The sequence below is a fragment of the Branchiibius cervicis genome (assembly GCF_042661605.1).
Taxonomy (GTDB): Bacteria; Actinomycetota; Actinomycetes; order Actinomycetales; family Dermatophilaceae; genus Branchiibius; species Branchiibius cervicis.
Genome location: NZ_JBHSWJ010000002.1, coordinates 679,243 through 694,327 on the forward strand (window position 1 = coordinate 679,243; position 15,085 = coordinate 694,327).

Annotated in this window: 12 protein-coding genes and 1 pseudogene; 11 read left to right on the forward strand and 2 right to left on the reverse strand. The window is 67.9% G+C overall.

Annotated features, from left to right (window positions below):
• Nucleotides 1–3: 3 nt before the first annotated feature.
• The 7 genes and pseudogenes from typA to ACFQBT_RS03865 all read left to right on the forward strand — a co-directional run bounded on the left by typA (nucleotide 4) and on the right by ACFQBT_RS03865 (nucleotide 9,429).
• Nucleotides 4–1,884 (forward strand): translational GTPase TypA, encoded by a 1,881-nt coding sequence (typA, locus tag ACFQBT_RS03835; RefSeq protein WP_377820512.1) that lies wholly within the window; start codon nucleotides 4–6, stop codon nucleotides 1,882–1,884.
• Nucleotides 1,884–2,627 carry a PIG-L family deacetylase gene (locus ACFQBT_RS03840; protein WP_377820513.1) on the forward strand — a complete coding sequence of 248 codons (744 nt, stop codon included), beginning with the start codon at nucleotides 1,884–1,886 and terminating at the stop codon, nucleotides 2,625–2,627. Before typA ends, ACFQBT_RS03840 begins: the two co-directional genes overlap by 1 nt.
• Before the next feature lie 32 nt (nucleotides 2,628–2,659).
• Nucleotides 2,660–3,111 (forward strand): annotated as a pseudogene (locus ACFQBT_RS03845) (flavin reductase family protein).
• A complete protein-coding gene (locus tag ACFQBT_RS03850) occupies nucleotides 3,108–4,844 on the forward strand; it encodes a VanW family protein (protein ID WP_377820515.1) in 1,737 nt (578 codons plus the stop codon). Before ACFQBT_RS03845 ends, ACFQBT_RS03850 begins: the two are co-directional and overlap by 4 nt.
• Before the next feature lie 10 nt (nucleotides 4,845–4,854).
• Nucleotides 4,855–5,229: an FAD-binding oxidoreductase gene (locus ACFQBT_RS03855; RefSeq protein ID WP_377820517.1), complete on the forward strand. Its 375-nt coding sequence runs from the start codon at nucleotides 4,855–4,857 to the stop codon at nucleotides 5,227–5,229.
• The gene (locus tag ACFQBT_RS03860; protein ID WP_377820519.1) at nucleotides 5,202–7,688 is read left to right on the forward strand and encodes an FAD-binding and (Fe-S)-binding domain-containing protein; all 2,487 of its coding nucleotides are present in this window, start codon (nucleotides 5,202–5,204) and stop codon (nucleotides 7,686–7,688) included. Before ACFQBT_RS03855 ends, ACFQBT_RS03860 begins: the two co-directional genes overlap by 28 nt.
• Nucleotides 7,689–7,770: 82 nt before the next feature.
• Nucleotides 7,771–9,429, forward strand: a complete 1,659-nt coding sequence (locus ACFQBT_RS03865) for a peptide-N4-asparagine amidase (protein ID WP_377820521.1) — start codon at nucleotides 7,771–7,773, stop codon at nucleotides 9,427–9,429.
• A gap of 15 nt (nucleotides 9,430–9,444) precedes the next feature.
• Here ACFQBT_RS03865 and ACFQBT_RS03870 read toward each other — a convergent pair whose 3' ends face one another.
• Nucleotides 9,445–10,164, reverse strand: coding sequence for an SDR family NAD(P)-dependent oxidoreductase (locus tag ACFQBT_RS03870; protein ID WP_377820523.1), 720 nt, complete (start codon nucleotides 10,162–10,164; stop codon nucleotides 9,445–9,447).
• A gap of 75 nt (nucleotides 10,165–10,239) precedes the next feature.
• Here ACFQBT_RS03870 and ACFQBT_RS03875 point away from each other — a divergent pair, with 75 nt between their 5' ends.
• A complete protein-coding gene (locus tag ACFQBT_RS03875; protein WP_377820525.1) occupies nucleotides 10,240–11,091 on the forward strand; it encodes a DUF2630 family protein in 852 nt (283 codons plus the stop codon).
• On the opposite strand, the gene ACFQBT_RS03880 is transcribed toward ACFQBT_RS03875, so the two are convergent.
• On the reverse strand, nucleotides 11,079–12,083 hold the full coding sequence (locus tag ACFQBT_RS03880; protein ID WP_377820527.1) for a GNAT family N-acetyltransferase: 1,005 nt from the start codon (nucleotides 12,081–12,083) through the stop codon (nucleotides 11,079–11,081). The two genes, ACFQBT_RS03875 and ACFQBT_RS03880, sit on opposite strands and share 13 nt — an antisense overlap.
• Nucleotides 12,084–12,137: 54 nt before the next feature.
• Here ACFQBT_RS03880 and fdxA point away from each other — a divergent pair, with 54 nt between their 5' ends.
• The 3 genes from fdxA (at nucleotide 12,138) to ACFQBT_RS03895 (ending at nucleotide 15,058) form a co-directional block, all read left to right on the forward strand.
• Nucleotides 12,138–12,458, forward strand: coding sequence for a ferredoxin (gene fdxA, locus ACFQBT_RS03885; protein WP_291520467.1), 321 nt, complete (start codon nucleotides 12,138–12,140; stop codon nucleotides 12,456–12,458).
• On the forward strand, nucleotides 12,455–13,555 hold the full coding sequence (dapC, locus tag ACFQBT_RS03890) for a succinyldiaminopimelate transaminase (protein ID WP_377820529.1): 1,101 nt from the start codon (nucleotides 12,455–12,457) through the stop codon (nucleotides 13,553–13,555). Before fdxA ends, dapC begins: the two co-directional genes overlap by 4 nt.
• Before the next feature lie 213 nt (nucleotides 13,556–13,768).
• A complete protein-coding gene (locus ACFQBT_RS03895) occupies nucleotides 13,769–15,058 on the forward strand; it encodes a citrate synthase (RefSeq protein ID WP_377820531.1) in 1,290 nt (429 codons plus the stop codon).
• Nucleotides 15,059–15,085 lie beyond the last annotated feature (27 nt).

The following is a 15,085-nucleotide window of genomic DNA, read 5'->3' on the forward strand; positions in this document are numbered from 1 at the left end:
ACCATGGCCCAGCAGACCCGCAGCGACATCCGTAACGTCGCCATCGTCGCCCACGTCGACCACGGCAAGACCACCCTCGTAGACAAAATGCTCTGGCAGGCCGGCGCCTTCGGTGAGCACCAGCACGTCGATGAGCGTGCGATGGACTCCGGTGACCTGGAGCGCGAGAAGGGCATCACGATCCTCGCGAAGAACACCGCGATCCACTACTCCGGGCCCGCCGCCAAGGAAGCCGGCCTCGATGACGGCCTGACCATCAACATCATCGACACCCCCGGCCACGCCGACTTCGGCGGTGAGGTCGAGCGCGGTCTGTCGATGGTCGACGGTGTCGTGCTGCTGGTCGACGCCTCCGAGGGGCCCCTGCCGCAGACCCGTTTCGTGCTGCGCAAGGCGCTCGCGGCCAAGATGCCGGTCATCCTGTGCATCAACAAGGTCGACCGGCCCGACTCCCGGATCGCCGAGGTCGTCGACGAGGCCTACGAACTCTTCATGGACCTGGACGCCACCGAGGAGCAGATCGACTTCCCGATCGTGTACGCCTCCGCCAAGGCCGGCCGCGCCTCGCTGGAGCGCCCCGGCAACGGCGAACTGCCCGAGGATGAAGACCTCACCGCGCTGTTCAAGACCATCCTGGAGACGATCCCCGCCCCGACGTACGACGACGAGGCACCGCTGCAGGCGCACGTCACCAACCTGGACTCCTCCAACTTCCTGGGCCGCCTGGCGCTGCTGCGCGTCTTCAACGGCGAGATCACCAAGGGCCAGACGGTCACCTGGTGCCGCCACGACGGCACCCAGCAGAAGGTCAAAATCACCGAGTTGCTGATGACCGAGGCGCTGGAGCGCAAACCGGCCGAGAAGGCCGGACCGGGCGACATCATCGCCGTCGCCGGCATCCCCGAGATCACCATCGGCGAGACCCTCGCGGATGCGGACAACCCGATCCCGTTGCCGCTGATCACCGTCGATGAGCCGGCGATCTCCATGGTCATCGGCACCAACACCAGCCCCATGGTCGGCCGGGTCCGCGGCGCCAAGGTGACCGCTCGCCTGGTGAAGGACCGCCTGGACCGCGAGCTCATCGGCAACGTGTCTCTGCGCATCGAGAACACCGAGCGTCCCGACGCCTGGGAGGTGCAGGGCCGCGGTGAGCTGGCGCTGGCCATCCTGGTGGAGCAGATGCGCCGCGAGGGCTACGAGCTGACCATCGGCAAGCCGCAGGTGGTCACCAAGGAGATCGACGGCAAACTGCACGAGCCGATCGAGCGCCTGACCATCGACACCCCCGAGGAGTTCCTCGGCGCGATCACCCAGATCCTCGCCGCGCGCAAGGGCCGCATGGAGCAGATGACCAACCACGGCACCGGCTGGATCCGGATGGAATTCGTCGTGCCGTCCCGCGGCCTGATCGGATTCCGCACCGAATTCCTCACGGAGACAAGGGGTGCGGGCATCGCCCACCACGTCTTCGACGGCTATGAGCCGTGGTTCGGCCCGATCTCCACCCGCACCAGCGGCTCGCTGGTGTCCGACCGCTCAGGTGCCGTCACGGCGTACGCCATGGTCAACCTGCAGGAGCGCGGCACGCTCTTCGTGGAGCCGACCACCGAGGTCTACGAGGGCATGATCGTGGGCGAGAACTCCCGCGCCGACGACATGGACGTCAACATCACCAAGGAGAAGAAGCTCACCAACGTGCGCGCCTCCTCCGCGGACAACTTCGAGAAGGTCGTCCCACCGCGCAAGCTGAGCCTCGAGCAGTCGCTGGAGTTCTGCCGCGAGGACGAGTGCGTCGAGGTCACTCCGGAGGCCGTCCGCATCCGCAAGGTGCACCTGTCCGCGACCGAGCGAGCCCGAGCGGCGGCCCGCGCCAAGCGCTGATGACCCGCCTGCTCTTTGTCCACGCGCACCCCGACGACGAAACGTTGTGGAACGGCGTCACGATCGCCCACCACGCGCTCGCCGGGGACGACGTGCACGTCGCGACGTGCACGCTGGGCGAGGAGGGCGAGGTCATCCCGCCGGAGCTGAAGCACCTGGAGGGTAGCGAGGACCTGGCCGACGTACGTCGATCCGAACTCGCCGGAGCCCTGCAGGTCCTCGGCGCGACTGGCCATCTGCTGGGTTTCCGCGATTCGGGAATGGCCGGCAGCTCTGCGGCCGCGGACCCGCGGGCGCTGGTCAACAACGTGCCGGCCGCAACCGAAGCGCTCCGTGAATTGATCGCCGAGGTGCAGCCCGACGTACTCGTGACCTACGAGCAGTACGGCGGTTACGGGCACCCGGACCACATCGCCGCTCACCGGGCGACGATGGCGGCCGCCGGGCAGATCCCCGTGTGGCAAACGGTGGTTCCGCAGTCATGGGCGCAGGAGGACCGGGCGTGGGTCGCTGCGGCGGACCTGGCGCCGGGGCTGAGCGCCCTCCCGACCGACGCGCCCTGGGATCCGTCGGTCGTGCCCGACCGCACGGTCACGCACCGGGTCATCGATGAGGCGGCGGGCGGCGTACGCGCTCGGGCACTGACCAACCACCGCACTCAGGTCAGCGTGCACGACGGCTATTTCGCGCTGTCGAACGACATCGCACTGCGCTTGGGCGACCGGGAAGCGTTCGTCGCGTGAGCGAGGTCGATCCGGACTTCTACCGACGCGTGATGGGCCGGTTCGCGACCGGAGTCACGATCCTGACCACGCGCACCGGCGATATCGAACACGCGATGACCGCCAGCGCGGTGGTCTCGCTGTCGCTGGAGCCGGTGCTGCTGGGTGCCAGCATCGAGGTCGACGCCCGGTTCCACGACGCCGTCCTCGAAGCCGGCGTATGGGGGTGAGCATGCTGCCCGCCTCCGCGAAGGGGACCGCTCAGTGGCTGGCGACCCGGGGCCGGCCGCTGCACCACCAACTGGACCGCATTCCGCATGTCAGCGGACTCACAGGTGTCGCTCTGCTGAGTGGGGCGCTGGCTCACGTTGAATGTGAAACCACCGACACGCTACGCACAGGCGACCACACCTTGCTGGTCGGCCACGTACTCTCGGTGGCTACCGGCGACGACCAGAGCGCCGCGCTGGTGTACTACCGGGGACAGTTTGGAGCGTTGGAGTGAAGACCGCAGGCAAGGTCGTCGCGGGGACGACGGCCGCTGCCGTGATCTTGGCCGGCGGATACGGCGGTCTGGCCGCGTTGCGGGCCGACAGGATCGCAGCCGGTACCACCATCGACGGGACGCCGGTCGGGGGCATGTCCTTGAGCGAAGCGGTCACGAACGTCGACGCCGCGTCGAAGGCCATGCTGAGCAAACCGATCACGATCTCCACGGACCGGGGCGCCGTGCAGATCGTGCCAGCCGACTCCGGGATCTCGCTGGACACCAGCGATGCCTTTGCGCAGCTGACGGGGTTCACGCTGAACCCGGCGCAGTTGTTCCAGCGATACACCGGTGGGGGCCCGCAGCGCACGGCCCGGACCGTCGTCGACCTGGCTGCCCTGGAGCAGGCGATCTCCACTGCCGGCGAGAAGCTCAAGGGAGCACCGGTCAATCCGACCGTGAAGTTCATCCAGGGCGCCGTGCAGGTTACCGACGGCGAACCGGGAACCGGCATCGACGCCAAGGCGGTTGCCCGTCAGATTGCGGCCGGCTGGCCGAAGACGACGTCGTTCAAGACCACCTTGAAGCAGACCGAACCCGAGATCAGCCAAGCGGAGGTGCAGACCTACCTGGACACCTTCGCCAATAAGGCGATGGACGATCCGGTCACCGTGCAGGTGCATTCGCAGAAGGTCAGCCTGTCGACCAACGTGATCTCTGACCTCCTGTCCACGACGGTCAAAGACGGCCGTTTGGCTCCAGTGGTCGACGAGGCGGCCCTGGACAAAGAGCTGGCCGAGGTTGCGGGGTCGCTGGTGAAGGCGCCGCAGGCGGCCAGGATCGTCCAGGCCGCCGACGGTACCCGCACGGTCGTTCCCGGCACTGACGGCTACTCCGTCGTGACGAAGGGTGCGGGCGATAAACTGCTGGCGGCGATCACTGCGCCCGACCGCACGATGACGCTCGACACCACGGTCGTGAAAGCCTCTCCTGACAACACGAGCGCGAATTCGGTTGGTACGCAGCTGATGTCGGAGTTTGTTTCCAAGTTTCCGACCGGCTCCTCGAACGCGGCGCGCACCCACAACATCAAGACGGCGCTGGCGAAGATGAACGGCGTCGTCGTCCAGCCGGGTGAGCAGTTCAGCTTGCTCAAGACGCTGATGCCGATCGACGCAGCGGCGGGATACGTCAAGGCTCCGGTCCTCTCCGGTGGTGTCGACGTGCTGGGGATGGGCGGCGGCATCAGCCAGACCTCGACCACCCTGTACAACGCGGTGTTCTTCGCCGGGATGCAGTTGGACGAGCACAAGGCGCACTCGTTCTGGATCTCCCGCTATCCGATGGGCCGCGAGGCCACCTTGTCGATCCCGAACATCGACAACAAGTGGACCAACGACTCCGGGCACCCCGTCCTCATCCAGGCCGGGATCGAGGGTCACGCCGCGGTGATCCGGCTGTACGGCACGAAAGCCTTCACCGTCACCTCGACCACGAGTGCCCCGTTCAACATCGTCGCGCCCAAGGTGCAGCACATCGCCACGGCCGGTTGCATCAACCAGCCCGCGGTCAACGGCTTCGACGTCACGGTCACCCGCATCGTGAAGAACCTCGCCGGGCAGATCGTGAAGAACGAGAAGGTCACCACGCACTACCAGCCCGCCGATCAGGTCATCTGCACCGGTGAGACCGCCGACACCTCCAAGGTGCCGACGAAGCCGTCGTCGGGCAGCTCCGGCGGCAGCGACTAATCTTCCCTGCGTGAGTCTTTCCGGTGGTGTGCTGGCCGCACTGCAGCGAGCAGGGGTTCGTGACGTGCGGTCCGACACCACCACGCGGGCGGTGTACTCCACCGACGCCTCGCTCTACCGGGTGGCTCCCGAGGTGGTCGTCTTCCCCAGGGACGCCGACGAGGTCGCCGCGACGCTGGCCGCCTGCCGCGCCGAGGGTGCGCCGCTGACCGCTCGTGGTGCGGGTACCTCAGTGGCTGGTAACGCGATCGGCCCGGGCGTCGTCCTTGATTTCAGCCGGTACATGAACAAGGTGCTGTCGGTATCCGCCGATCCGGCGGAGGGGGTGCCGGCAGTGCGGTCGTCCAGCCCGGGGTGGTGCACGCCGCCCTGCAGAAGCAGGTGACCGCGCAGGGCCTGCGGTTCGGACCGGACCCGTCCTCGCACACGCGCTGCACGGTCGGCGGCATGATCGGCAACAACGCATGCGGTAACCGTGCGCTGGCCTATGGCAAGACCTCCGACAACGTCCTGGCCATGACTTCGCTCCTGGCCGACGGGAGTTCCCTGCGTACGACGAGTGGCTCGCCCGCGCCATCGAGTCCCCTCCTGGATGACCTGCGCGGCGTCGTCGGGGACAACCTGGCCACGATCCGCACCGAATTCGGCCGGTTCGGCCGTCAGGTGTCTGGTTACGCCGCGCAGGAGCTGTTGCCGGAGAACGGGTTCGACGTGACGCGGTTCCTGGTCGGCAGCGAAGCGACGCTGGCGATCTGCACCGAGGCCACCGTGCGGCTGGTCCAAGACCCGGCCTACCGGGTGTTGGTAGCCCTGGGCTACCCGGACATCGCTGCAGCCGGTGACGCCGCACCGTCGGTCCTGCAGTTCGCACCGACCGCGATCGAGGGCATCGACCAGCGTGTCGTCCAGACACTGACGCAGCGGCGCGGGCCGGGGGCGGTGCCGCCGCTACCGGCGGGTGCGGCCTGGCTGTTCGTGGAGATCAGCGGCGACGACCTGGCCGAGGTGCTCTCCCGGGCGGCTGCAACGGCATCCGGATGCGGCGCCATCGACGGTCTGGTCGTGTCGGACCCGGCCACGGCAGCGGCCCTGTGGCGGGTGCGCGAAGACGGTGCCGGCCTGGCCGGCCGCAGCCCCCGGGGTCGTCCTGCTCACGCGGGGTGGGAGGACGCCGCGGTCCCGCCCGAGCGCCTCGGTGACTACCTGCGCGACTTCGATGCGCTGCTTCTGCAGCACGACCTGACCGGGTTGCCGTACGGGCACTTCGGCGATGGCTGCTTGCATATCCGGATCGACTTTCCCCTCGACCACCCCGGCGGCACAACGGGTTTCGGTGACTTCCTGGACGACTCAGCTGCTCTTGTCGCCTCCTACGGAGGGTCGCTGTCGGGGGAGCACGGTGACGGTCGCGCCCGTAGCGGCTTGCTGCCGGCGATGTATTCCCCCTCGGCCATCGCCCTGTTCGCCGACATCAAACGCGTCTGGGATCCCACGGGTCTGCTGAACCCGGGAGTGCTGGTCGACCCGGACGCTCCGACCTCGCACCTGCGCATTCCCGCCGCGCGTAGACCGCTGGAATTGCTGGCCCTCGGTTACCCGCACGACGACGGCGACTTCTCCCAGGCGGTGCATCGGTGCACCGGTGTCGGCAAATGCCGGGCGGACAACGCCGGCGGGGTGATGTGCCCGTCGTACCTGGCCACCAAGGAGGAGAAGGATTCCACCCGCGGCCGGGCACGGGCGCTGCAGGAGATGCTGAACGGCACCTTGGTGACCGGCGGCTGGCGTGCACCCGAGGTGCACGAGGCCCTGGACCTGTGCCTGTCCTGCAAGGGGTGCCTGTCGGACTGCCCGACCGGGATCGACATGGCGTCCTACAAGTCCGAGGTGCTGCACCAGTCGTACGCCGGGCGGCGGCGTCCGATGTCCCATTACGTTCTCGGGCAACTGCCCAGGTGGCTGCGACTGGGCTCGAAGATGCCACGGGTCGTGAACGCCCTCCTGTCTGCGGGGGACAAGGCATCGTTCAGCAAGAAACTGGTCGGCGTCGACCCGCGTCGCTCGCTTCCGTCGGTGGCGCCGCAGACCTTCCGGCAGTGGGCCGAATCCGCGGGCATCGGCACCCTGGGCGAGTCCGACGCACCGGACCAGGTCGTGCTGTTCGTGGATTCGTTCACCGACCACTTCGCGCCGCAGGTCGGCCAGGCGGCAGTGCGGGTCCTGCGGGCGGCAGGCTACGAACCGGTCCTCACCGCGCGCAACGGATGCTGCGGGCTGACCTGGATCTCGACCGGTCAGCTCGACGCCGCCAAGAAGATCCTCGGATCGCTGGTCGAGGACTTCTCACCGGCACTCGAGCGGGGTATTCCCATCGTCGGGCTCGAGCCCTCCTGCACCGGGGTGGTGCGCTCGGACGGTGCTGAGTTGCTGGGTTCGCCGGAGGCGGCGGCGGTGGCCGCCGCGACGCGCACTCTGGCCGAGTTGCTGACGGCGACCCCAGGGTGGGAGCCGCCGCCGCTGGCGGGCACCGCGGTCGTCGCCCAGCCGCACTGTCACCACCACGCCGTGATGGGGTGGTCCCCGGATGCGTCGCTGCTGTCCGCCGCCGGTGCATCGGTGACGCGGCTGTCCGGGTGTTGCGGGCTGGCCGGCAACTTCGGGGTGGAGAAGGGCCACTACGAAGTGTCGGTGGCGGTCGCTGAGCAACAACTGCTTCCGGCTCTGCGGGATCAGCCGGATGCCGCTCTGCTGGCCGACGGGTTCTCCTGCCGCACCCAGGCCGACGACCTGCTGCACCGCAAGGGGATTCACCTCGCGCAGCTCCTCGACCCGGACCGGTCCTGAATCCGCGCGGCCGGCAGGCCCCACGCGGTCACCGCGGCTCGTAGGCTCGAGATCATCGTCCGTCTATGAATCGGGAGCGCCCGTGATCCGCCGCACCGCCGCCGTCCTGACCGCCACTGTCACGCTCGCTGCCGCCGGCCTGGGCGCAGCGCACGCAAGCCCGCTGCCGGCGTACATCGAGCAGGGCGGTGACGATCCGGTCACGGCCCAACCGGCGGTCACCACCCCGGGGACTCGCAGTTGCACCGTGACCCTGGCCGACGCGTTCCCCTCCAATGCGGCGGACGGCTCACCGCAGAACTACTCGGGCACGCTCACGCCGCCCAAGCGGTGCCAGGGACCGTGGGCCAAAGTCGTCCTCAGCTCCACGACGACCGTGAGCGGGCGTCAGTACGACCGATCGGGATCACTGGCCATCGGCGGGGTGACGGTGTGGTTCGGCACCACGCAGGAGCCCTCCGGGGCGACCCCCACGACGTTCGGTTTCACCAAGGACATCACGGACTTCACCTCGCTGCTGAAGAAGCCCCAGCCGTTCACCGGCGGCTACGGCAACTACACCAGCAGCGTCTACACCGGGGTCTACGACCAGACGGTGCGGATCACCTACTACATGGCCGATCGCGCCCACCCGGCCCCGGCCGTGCCGGACGAGGTGGTCGCCGTGCCGGTCGAGGATCTGCACCCGGGCGCGACGTCCAGCACCACCACCCTGAGCGGCTTGCCCCGCAACCTCACCGGCGCCCGCCTGCAGGTGACGCTGAAGGGCAACGGGTGCGACGAGCAGTGGTTCACCGCGGTGCCGGATGAGGTGTCGGCCAAGTTCCCCGGTGACGGTCTGTGCGCGGCGGGCGCCTACCGGGAGGCCGCCGTCTCGCTCGACGGCAGGCGGGCCGGTGCGGTCGGCACGTTCCCGCACATCTACTCCGGCGGGATCGTGCCCACGCTGTGGCGACCGGTCCTGGCCCAGAACACCCTCGACCTGCGCCCCGAGGATCTGGACCTGACCCCGTTCGCGGGCACGCTCGTCGATGGTACGTCCCACACGATGAAGTTCACCATCGACCCGCTGAACGACACCTGGAACCTCGCCGCCGTCTTGTTCCTCTTCACCGATCACCACCGGGCCCGCACCAGCGGCGCGCTCACCCGCGACGATGTCGCCGCCTCACCACGGACCGTCACGACCTCCTCGTCGGTCACGAACGGGTCGGTGGACTACCGGCAGACCGCTCGTCGTTCGGACGTGATCAGCGGGTACGTCGATACCTCGGCCGGCCGGGTCAGCACCACCGTCACCACCGGGCGGACCTTCACCAACTCCGGCACGGTCAGCGACGACGGACTGGTGCAGACGGTCAAACAGACCGATGCGATGTCGACCCGTTCCGTCTCGACCAGCAAGGGGCGCGTAGTGGCCAGTTCCCTTCTGTCCGAAAGCTATCCGATCACGGTCGACTTCAGCGCAGCCGACTACCAGGACGACCAGAACTTCTCGTTGAAGGGCTCGGTCGATCTGACCCAGAATGTGTCCTCATTGACAACGGGCCGTGGCTGGCCGGCGATCCGCGGCTGGTCGTGGAACGTCGACACCACCGGCGTCCTATCCCGCGCGGGCGGCGTGACCAGCGAATCCGACGGCTCGTCGACCTCCACCTACCGCGGAACCACCGACGCCGGCCGCTTCACCGCCTGCCGGATAACGACTGATCACGGACGGGTGACATCCAGTAGCTGCTGACGCGACCGCCCAGGGTCACCACGCCACCGGCTCACCCGTGCGGTCGAGGAATTGCAGACCGGGCGTGCCGTGCTGTGCATCGAGGGTATCGACCAATGGCGGGATGCTGTCGCTGATCTCCAGCATGGCGTTCGAGCCCCCGAGCGTGGTCTTGACCCAGCCCGGTGCCATCAGCAGCAACGGACGCCGCTCACCGGCGTGCCGCGCGGCGTAGCTGCGGAACATCTGGTTCAGGGCCGACTTGGTGGCGCGATAGACCTCGAAGCCGCCGGTGGTGTTGTTGGTGACGCTGCCCTGTCCGGAGGACATGACCGCGATCGTGCCGTCCGGGGTGACCAGGTCCTGCAGGGTTTCGACCGCGCGCATGACGCCCAGGACGTTGGTGAGCATCATCCGGGTGAAATCCTCGGTGGCGACATCGGCTCCGATCGCGTCCTGCGCGGCCAGCGAGATGCCGGCGACGACGAAGAGCAGGTCGAAGTGTCGCCCGGACAACCGGTCGTGCAGGGCCGTGACCTGCTCGGCGTGGTCGATGTCGACTTCTTCGATGTCGATCGGCGTTCCGGTGCGCTCGACATACGCGTGCAACGGGGTTCCCGAGGGCGCACGAACCGTCGCCACGACCCGAGCACCCCGGTCTGCATAGGTTTCGGCGATGGCTGCTCCGAGTCCTCGTGACGCACCGATGACCAGGACGTCGCGATGCGGCGTCGAGGGGTGTTCGTCGTGCTGCATGGGCCAACCTCCAATTTCGCTCTACAAGTGTTGAGCCAACCCTACACCTTCGCTCAACGTGTGTAGAGTGAACTCATGGGTGAGAGTGGAAAGGCTGACGGCGTGCGGGCCCAGCGGCGAGCGGCGACGGCCGAGCGCATCCTGCGGGCGGCTCAGGAGGAATTCGGTCAGAAGGGTCTGGAGGCTGCCACCGTGCGCGACATCGCGCGGCGGGCGGGTGTGGACCCATCTCTGGTGATGCAGCACTACGGCAGCAAGCAGGCGTTGTTCGGTCTCGCGGTACGTCCGTCGCACACCCTGGTCGACGACGATCTACCGGATCACCTGGCTGCCGTCGTTGCGGCCCGACTGCGAGAGCTGCCGCCGGAGACCCGGGCACTGATGCGATCGATGCTGACCTCACCGGAGGCGGCTGCGGCGATGCGCGACTACCTCCACGGGCGCGTCGACGCCCTGGCGGCGTCGATCCCGGGCGATGATGCGGATCTGCGCGCGGCCGCTGTCGTGGCCAGCATTCTGGGAATGACCCTGGCACGGCACTTCCTCGACCTGACCGAGTTGGCCGACGCCCGCGCGGAGACGGTGATCGACCCCTGGTTGGCCATGCTCGCCGGGGGCAACGGGCTCGATGAGCGCGGCGCCACCCAACCGGTGCCCGGTTCGGGGGATGATGTCGTGATGAGCGACACCAGCAAAGAAATCCACCAGCACATCGACGAGTTGGTCGCCCGCGAGCACGCGCTGCGGGATGGCCAGGTGGGCAAGGGGTTGGACCCGCACGAGCAGCGAGAGCTGAAGCACATCGAGGCGCAGCTCGACCAGGCATGGGATCTGTTGCGCCAGCGCAACGCCCTGAGCGAGCAACACGAGGATCCCTCCGCGGCCGCCGAGCGTCCCGTCGGCGAGGTCGAGAACTATCTCAACTGAGCCTGCCGGTCGGGGCGCAGGTAGTAGTACTCGTGGTGGGGGACGTATCCCAGCGACTCGTAGAGCCGCACCGCCGCGGTGTTGTCGGCGCTGACCTGCAGGTAACTGAGCGAGATTCCTCGGTCGGCGGCCTCGGCGAACGCCGCGTGCATGAGCGTGCGGGCGATGCCACGACGCCGGTACTCAGTGGGCACGTGCACCGAAAACACCCCCATCCAGCCGTTCGCGAACGCCAGCCTCGCTACCCCCGCCGCACGCTCACCGTCGAGTGCCAGGGGAAAGGCCGACGCAGGCACGAGGCCGTTGATGCGCGTCGCCACTCGGCGGTGCTCGCGCTCCCGCGGTGAGGACGCCGCCCACCAGCGTTCGTCGGGGGAGTCGAGCACGGGCACGGATGGGGGCCGCTGCGCCAACGGCACGGGTGCCGTCATGACCACCGTCCGCTGGAAGACCCGCCAGCCACGAGCCACCAGCGAGGTACCCAGCGGATCGTCGGCAGCAGGATCGAAACCCGTGGGGCCGAAGAGCTGCACCAGCGGCGGTTGGCCGCGATCGGCGTACCACGAGGCAACGGTCGGGATCGGATCGGCAAGGTCCGAGGAGCCCAGGGGCAGAACGGAATTGGCCCGTCCGGTGTAACCGGCGGCCGCGCGGAGCAACCAGCGGCCCAGCCATTGCGACTCCAACGGCGGCATCCCGGCCACCATGAGTTCTTGCAGGACGCCGGCCGAGACGGCCAGGTGCGCCGCGCCCCTGCGGTGCGGCGCCGGCGGGATCGGTTTGGCCGCCGCAATGCGGGAGGTCTCGATATCTACCCGGCCTCGTCGGGTCAGCACGCTGACCGACGATTCCGACAGGGCGACGATCGTCCCGACGGAGTCGGTGAGCATCGGTTCGCCGACCTCGAGGCGCCACCGCACGACGGCTCGCTCGCCGACCCGCAAACGGCGCAGCAACCGGGTCAGGTCAGGCTCACTAGGGGGAGTGGTCATCGCTTCGGCATACTAGGCAAGTCAGTCACCCAGCCCGGAAGGACCTCCACCGACATGACCTATGTCATCGCGCAGCCCTGCGTCGACGTCAAGGACAAGGCGTGCATCGAAGAGTGTCCGGTCGACTGCATCTACGAGGGTGAGCGATCGCTCTACATCCACCCCGACGAATGCGTCGACTGCGGTGCGTGCGAGCCGGTGTGCCCGGTCGAGGCGATCTACTACGAAGACGACGTCCCCGAGGAGTGGGCCGACTACTACAAGGCCAACGTCGAGTTCTTCGACGACCTGGGTAGCCCCGGCGGCGCCGCGAAGATGGGCGTCATCGCCAAGGACCACCCGATCATCTCCGCCCTGCCTCCCCAGGGCGAATGAGCCGCGGGGCGAAACTGCCCGACTTCCCGTGGGACTCACTCGCGGAAGCCAAGGCGATCGCCGCTGCGCATCCCGGGGGCATCGTCGACCTGTCGGTCGGCACACCCGTTGACCCGACGCCTGAGCTGATCCAGGACGCGCTGCACGCGGCTTCCGACGCGCACGGCTACCCGCAGGTGTGGGGTACGCCCGATCTGCGGGAGGCGATCGCGGCCTGGTTCGCGCGGCGCCGCAGCGCGACGTACGTCGATCCGGACGGGGTCATGCCCACCATCGGCAGCAAGGAACTTGTCGCCTGGCTGCCCACGTTGCTCGGGCTCGGCCCGGGCGACGAGGTGGGTTTCCCCGACGTGGCCTACCCGACGTACGACGTGGGCGCTCGTCTGGCCGGCGCCACCCCCAAACCGGCCCGGGGTCTGCTCGAGTACGGCCCGAAGCCGCCGAAACTGTTGTGGCTCAACACCCCCAGCAATCCGACCGGCGCGGTCCTGGGTCTGGAGCATCTGAAGAAGGTCGTCGATTGGGCGCGCCAGCACGATGTGATCGTCGCCAGCGACGAGTGTTATGCCGAGTTGTCCTGGACCGGTGACGAACCGACCCCGGGCCTGCTGGACGACCGGGTCACCGGCGGGGACCTCACGGGACTGCTCGCCGTCTACTCGATGTCCAAACAGAGCAACCTGGCCGGCTACCGCGCCGCGTTCGTCGCCGGCGACGTCGGGTTGGTGCGCGGGCTCGTCGAGATCCGCAAGCACGCCGGGATGATGGTGCCCTGGCCGGTGCAGCGGGCGCTGCTGGCCGCCGTGGGCGACGACGCTCACGTGGCGGCGCAGAAGGCGCGGTACGCCGATCGCCGGACCACCCTGCGCACCGCGCTGGAGGGGGCGGGCTGGCGGATCGAGCACTCCGACGCCGGCCTCTACCTGTGGACCACCCGCGGCGAGCCGTGCCGGGACAGTGTCGCGGCTCTGGCCCGGCTGGGCATCCTGGTCGCGCCCGGCGACTTCTACGGGGCCGCCGGCGAGCGGCACGTGCGGATCGCGCTGACGGCCACCGACGAGCGGATCGCAGCAGCGGCCGAACGGCTCAGCGCCTGATTCACCGGGTGTGATGATGATCACCTCCGGTGTGACAAACAGGGCCGTTTCCTTTCACAAGCCGTCAAATCAAGGCCTTCCTTCACGTCGGACCCGTGACGGAGCGCCCGGAACTGTGGAGTAACGTCGAATCAGAAACATCCGGCTACGACTAAGGCTCAGGGCACATCCACGCGCTGAGCCTCTTCAGGTCCAAGGAAGGACTGTGCATTCATGACCGATCAGGCCACCTTCGAAGCCGGGGGCAAGACCCTCGAGTTCGCCCTCAACGAAGCGACGGAAGGTAACGGGGGATACGACATCTCCGCGTTGCTGAAGGAGACCGGCAACGCGACGCTGGACATCGGCTTCGTCAACACCGCGTCGTGCAAGTCGGCGATCACCTACATCGACGGTGACGCGGGCATCCTGCGCTACCGGGGCTACCCGATCGACCAGCTGGCCGAGAACTCCTCCTTCCTGGAGACCTCCTACCTGTTGATCTACGGCGAGCTGCCGACCGCCGAGCAGCTGCAGGAGTTCACCACCAAGATCCAGCGCCACACGCTGCTCGATGAGAACCTCAAGGATCTGCTCGCGGCCTTCCCGCGCGACGCGCACCCGATGTCGGTGCTGTCGGCCGCGGTCTCCGCGCTGGGCACGTTCTACCAGGACAGCCTCTCGATCACCGACCAGGAGCAGATCGAGCTGTCCACGATCCGCCTGCTGGCCAAGCTGCCCACCATCGCGGCCTACGCGCAGAAGAAGCAGCAGGGCCAGCCGACGCTCTACCCGGACAACTCGTTGAGCTACACCGACAACTTCCTGCGGATGACCTTCGGTTTCCCGACCGAGGACTACGTCGTGGACCCGGCTGTGTCCCGAGCGCTGGACCGGCTGTTCATCCTGCACGCCGACCACGAGCAGAACTGTTCGACCTCCACGGTCCGCCTGGTCGGCTCCGGCCACGCCAACCTGTTCGCCTCCATCTCCGCCGGCATCCACGCACTGTCCGGTCCGCTGCACGGTGGCGCCAACGCCGCAGTGCTGGAGATGCTGGAAACCATCGAGAACGACTTCGGCGGTGACGTCGACAAGTTCGTCGAGAAGGTCAAGAACAAGGAAGACGGCGTCAAGCTGATGGGCTTCGGCCACCGGGTCTACAAGAACTACGACCCGCGCGCCGCGATCGTCAAGAAGTCGGCCGATGAGGTGCTGGAGAAGCTGGGCGTCGATGACCCCAAGCTGCACATGGCGATGAAGCTGGAAGAGATCGCGCTCAAGGACGACTACTTCGTCTCCCGCAAGCTCTACCCCAACGTCGACTTCTACACCGGCATCATCTACAAGGCCATGGGCTTCCCGACGGAGATGTTCACCGTGTTGTTCGCGATCGGCCGACTGCCCGGCTGGATCGCCCAGTGGCGCGAGATGATGTCCGACCCGGCCACCAAGATCGGCCGCCCGCGTCAGGTCTACATCGGCGAGACCGAGCGCAAGTACGTCGAGGCATCGGAGCGCTGATCTGACCCTCTGAGCGGCCCTGGGAGC

Coding starts and splice junctions, on each gene's coding strand:
- dapC (WP_377820529.1), top strand. CDS start 12,455: ATGAGCCGCGGGGCGAAACTGCCCGACTTCCCGTGGGACTCACTCGCG.
- ACFQBT_RS03880 (WP_377820527.1), bottom strand. CDS start 12,083: ATGACCACTCCCCCTAGTGAGCCTGACCTGACCCGGTTGCTGCGCCGT.
- typA (WP_377820512.1), top strand. CDS start 4: ATGGCCCAGCAGACCCGCAGCGACATCCGTAACGTCGCCATCGTCGCC.
- ACFQBT_RS03895 (WP_377820531.1), top strand. CDS start 13,769: ATGACCGATCAGGCCACCTTCGAAGCCGGGGGCAAGACCCTCGAGTTC.
- ACFQBT_RS03840 (WP_377820513.1), top strand. CDS start 1,884: ATGACCCGCCTGCTCTTTGTCCACGCGCACCCCGACGACGAAACGTTG.
- fdxA (WP_291520467.1), top strand. CDS start 12,138: ATGACCTATGTCATCGCGCAGCCCTGCGTCGACGTCAAGGACAAGGCG.
- ACFQBT_RS03875 (WP_377820525.1), top strand. CDS start 10,240: ATGGGTGAGAGTGGAAAGGCTGACGGCGTGCGGGCCCAGCGGCGAGCG.
- ACFQBT_RS03870 (WP_377820523.1), bottom strand. CDS start 10,164: ATGCAGCACGACGAACACCCCTCGACGCCGCATCGCGACGTCCTGGTC.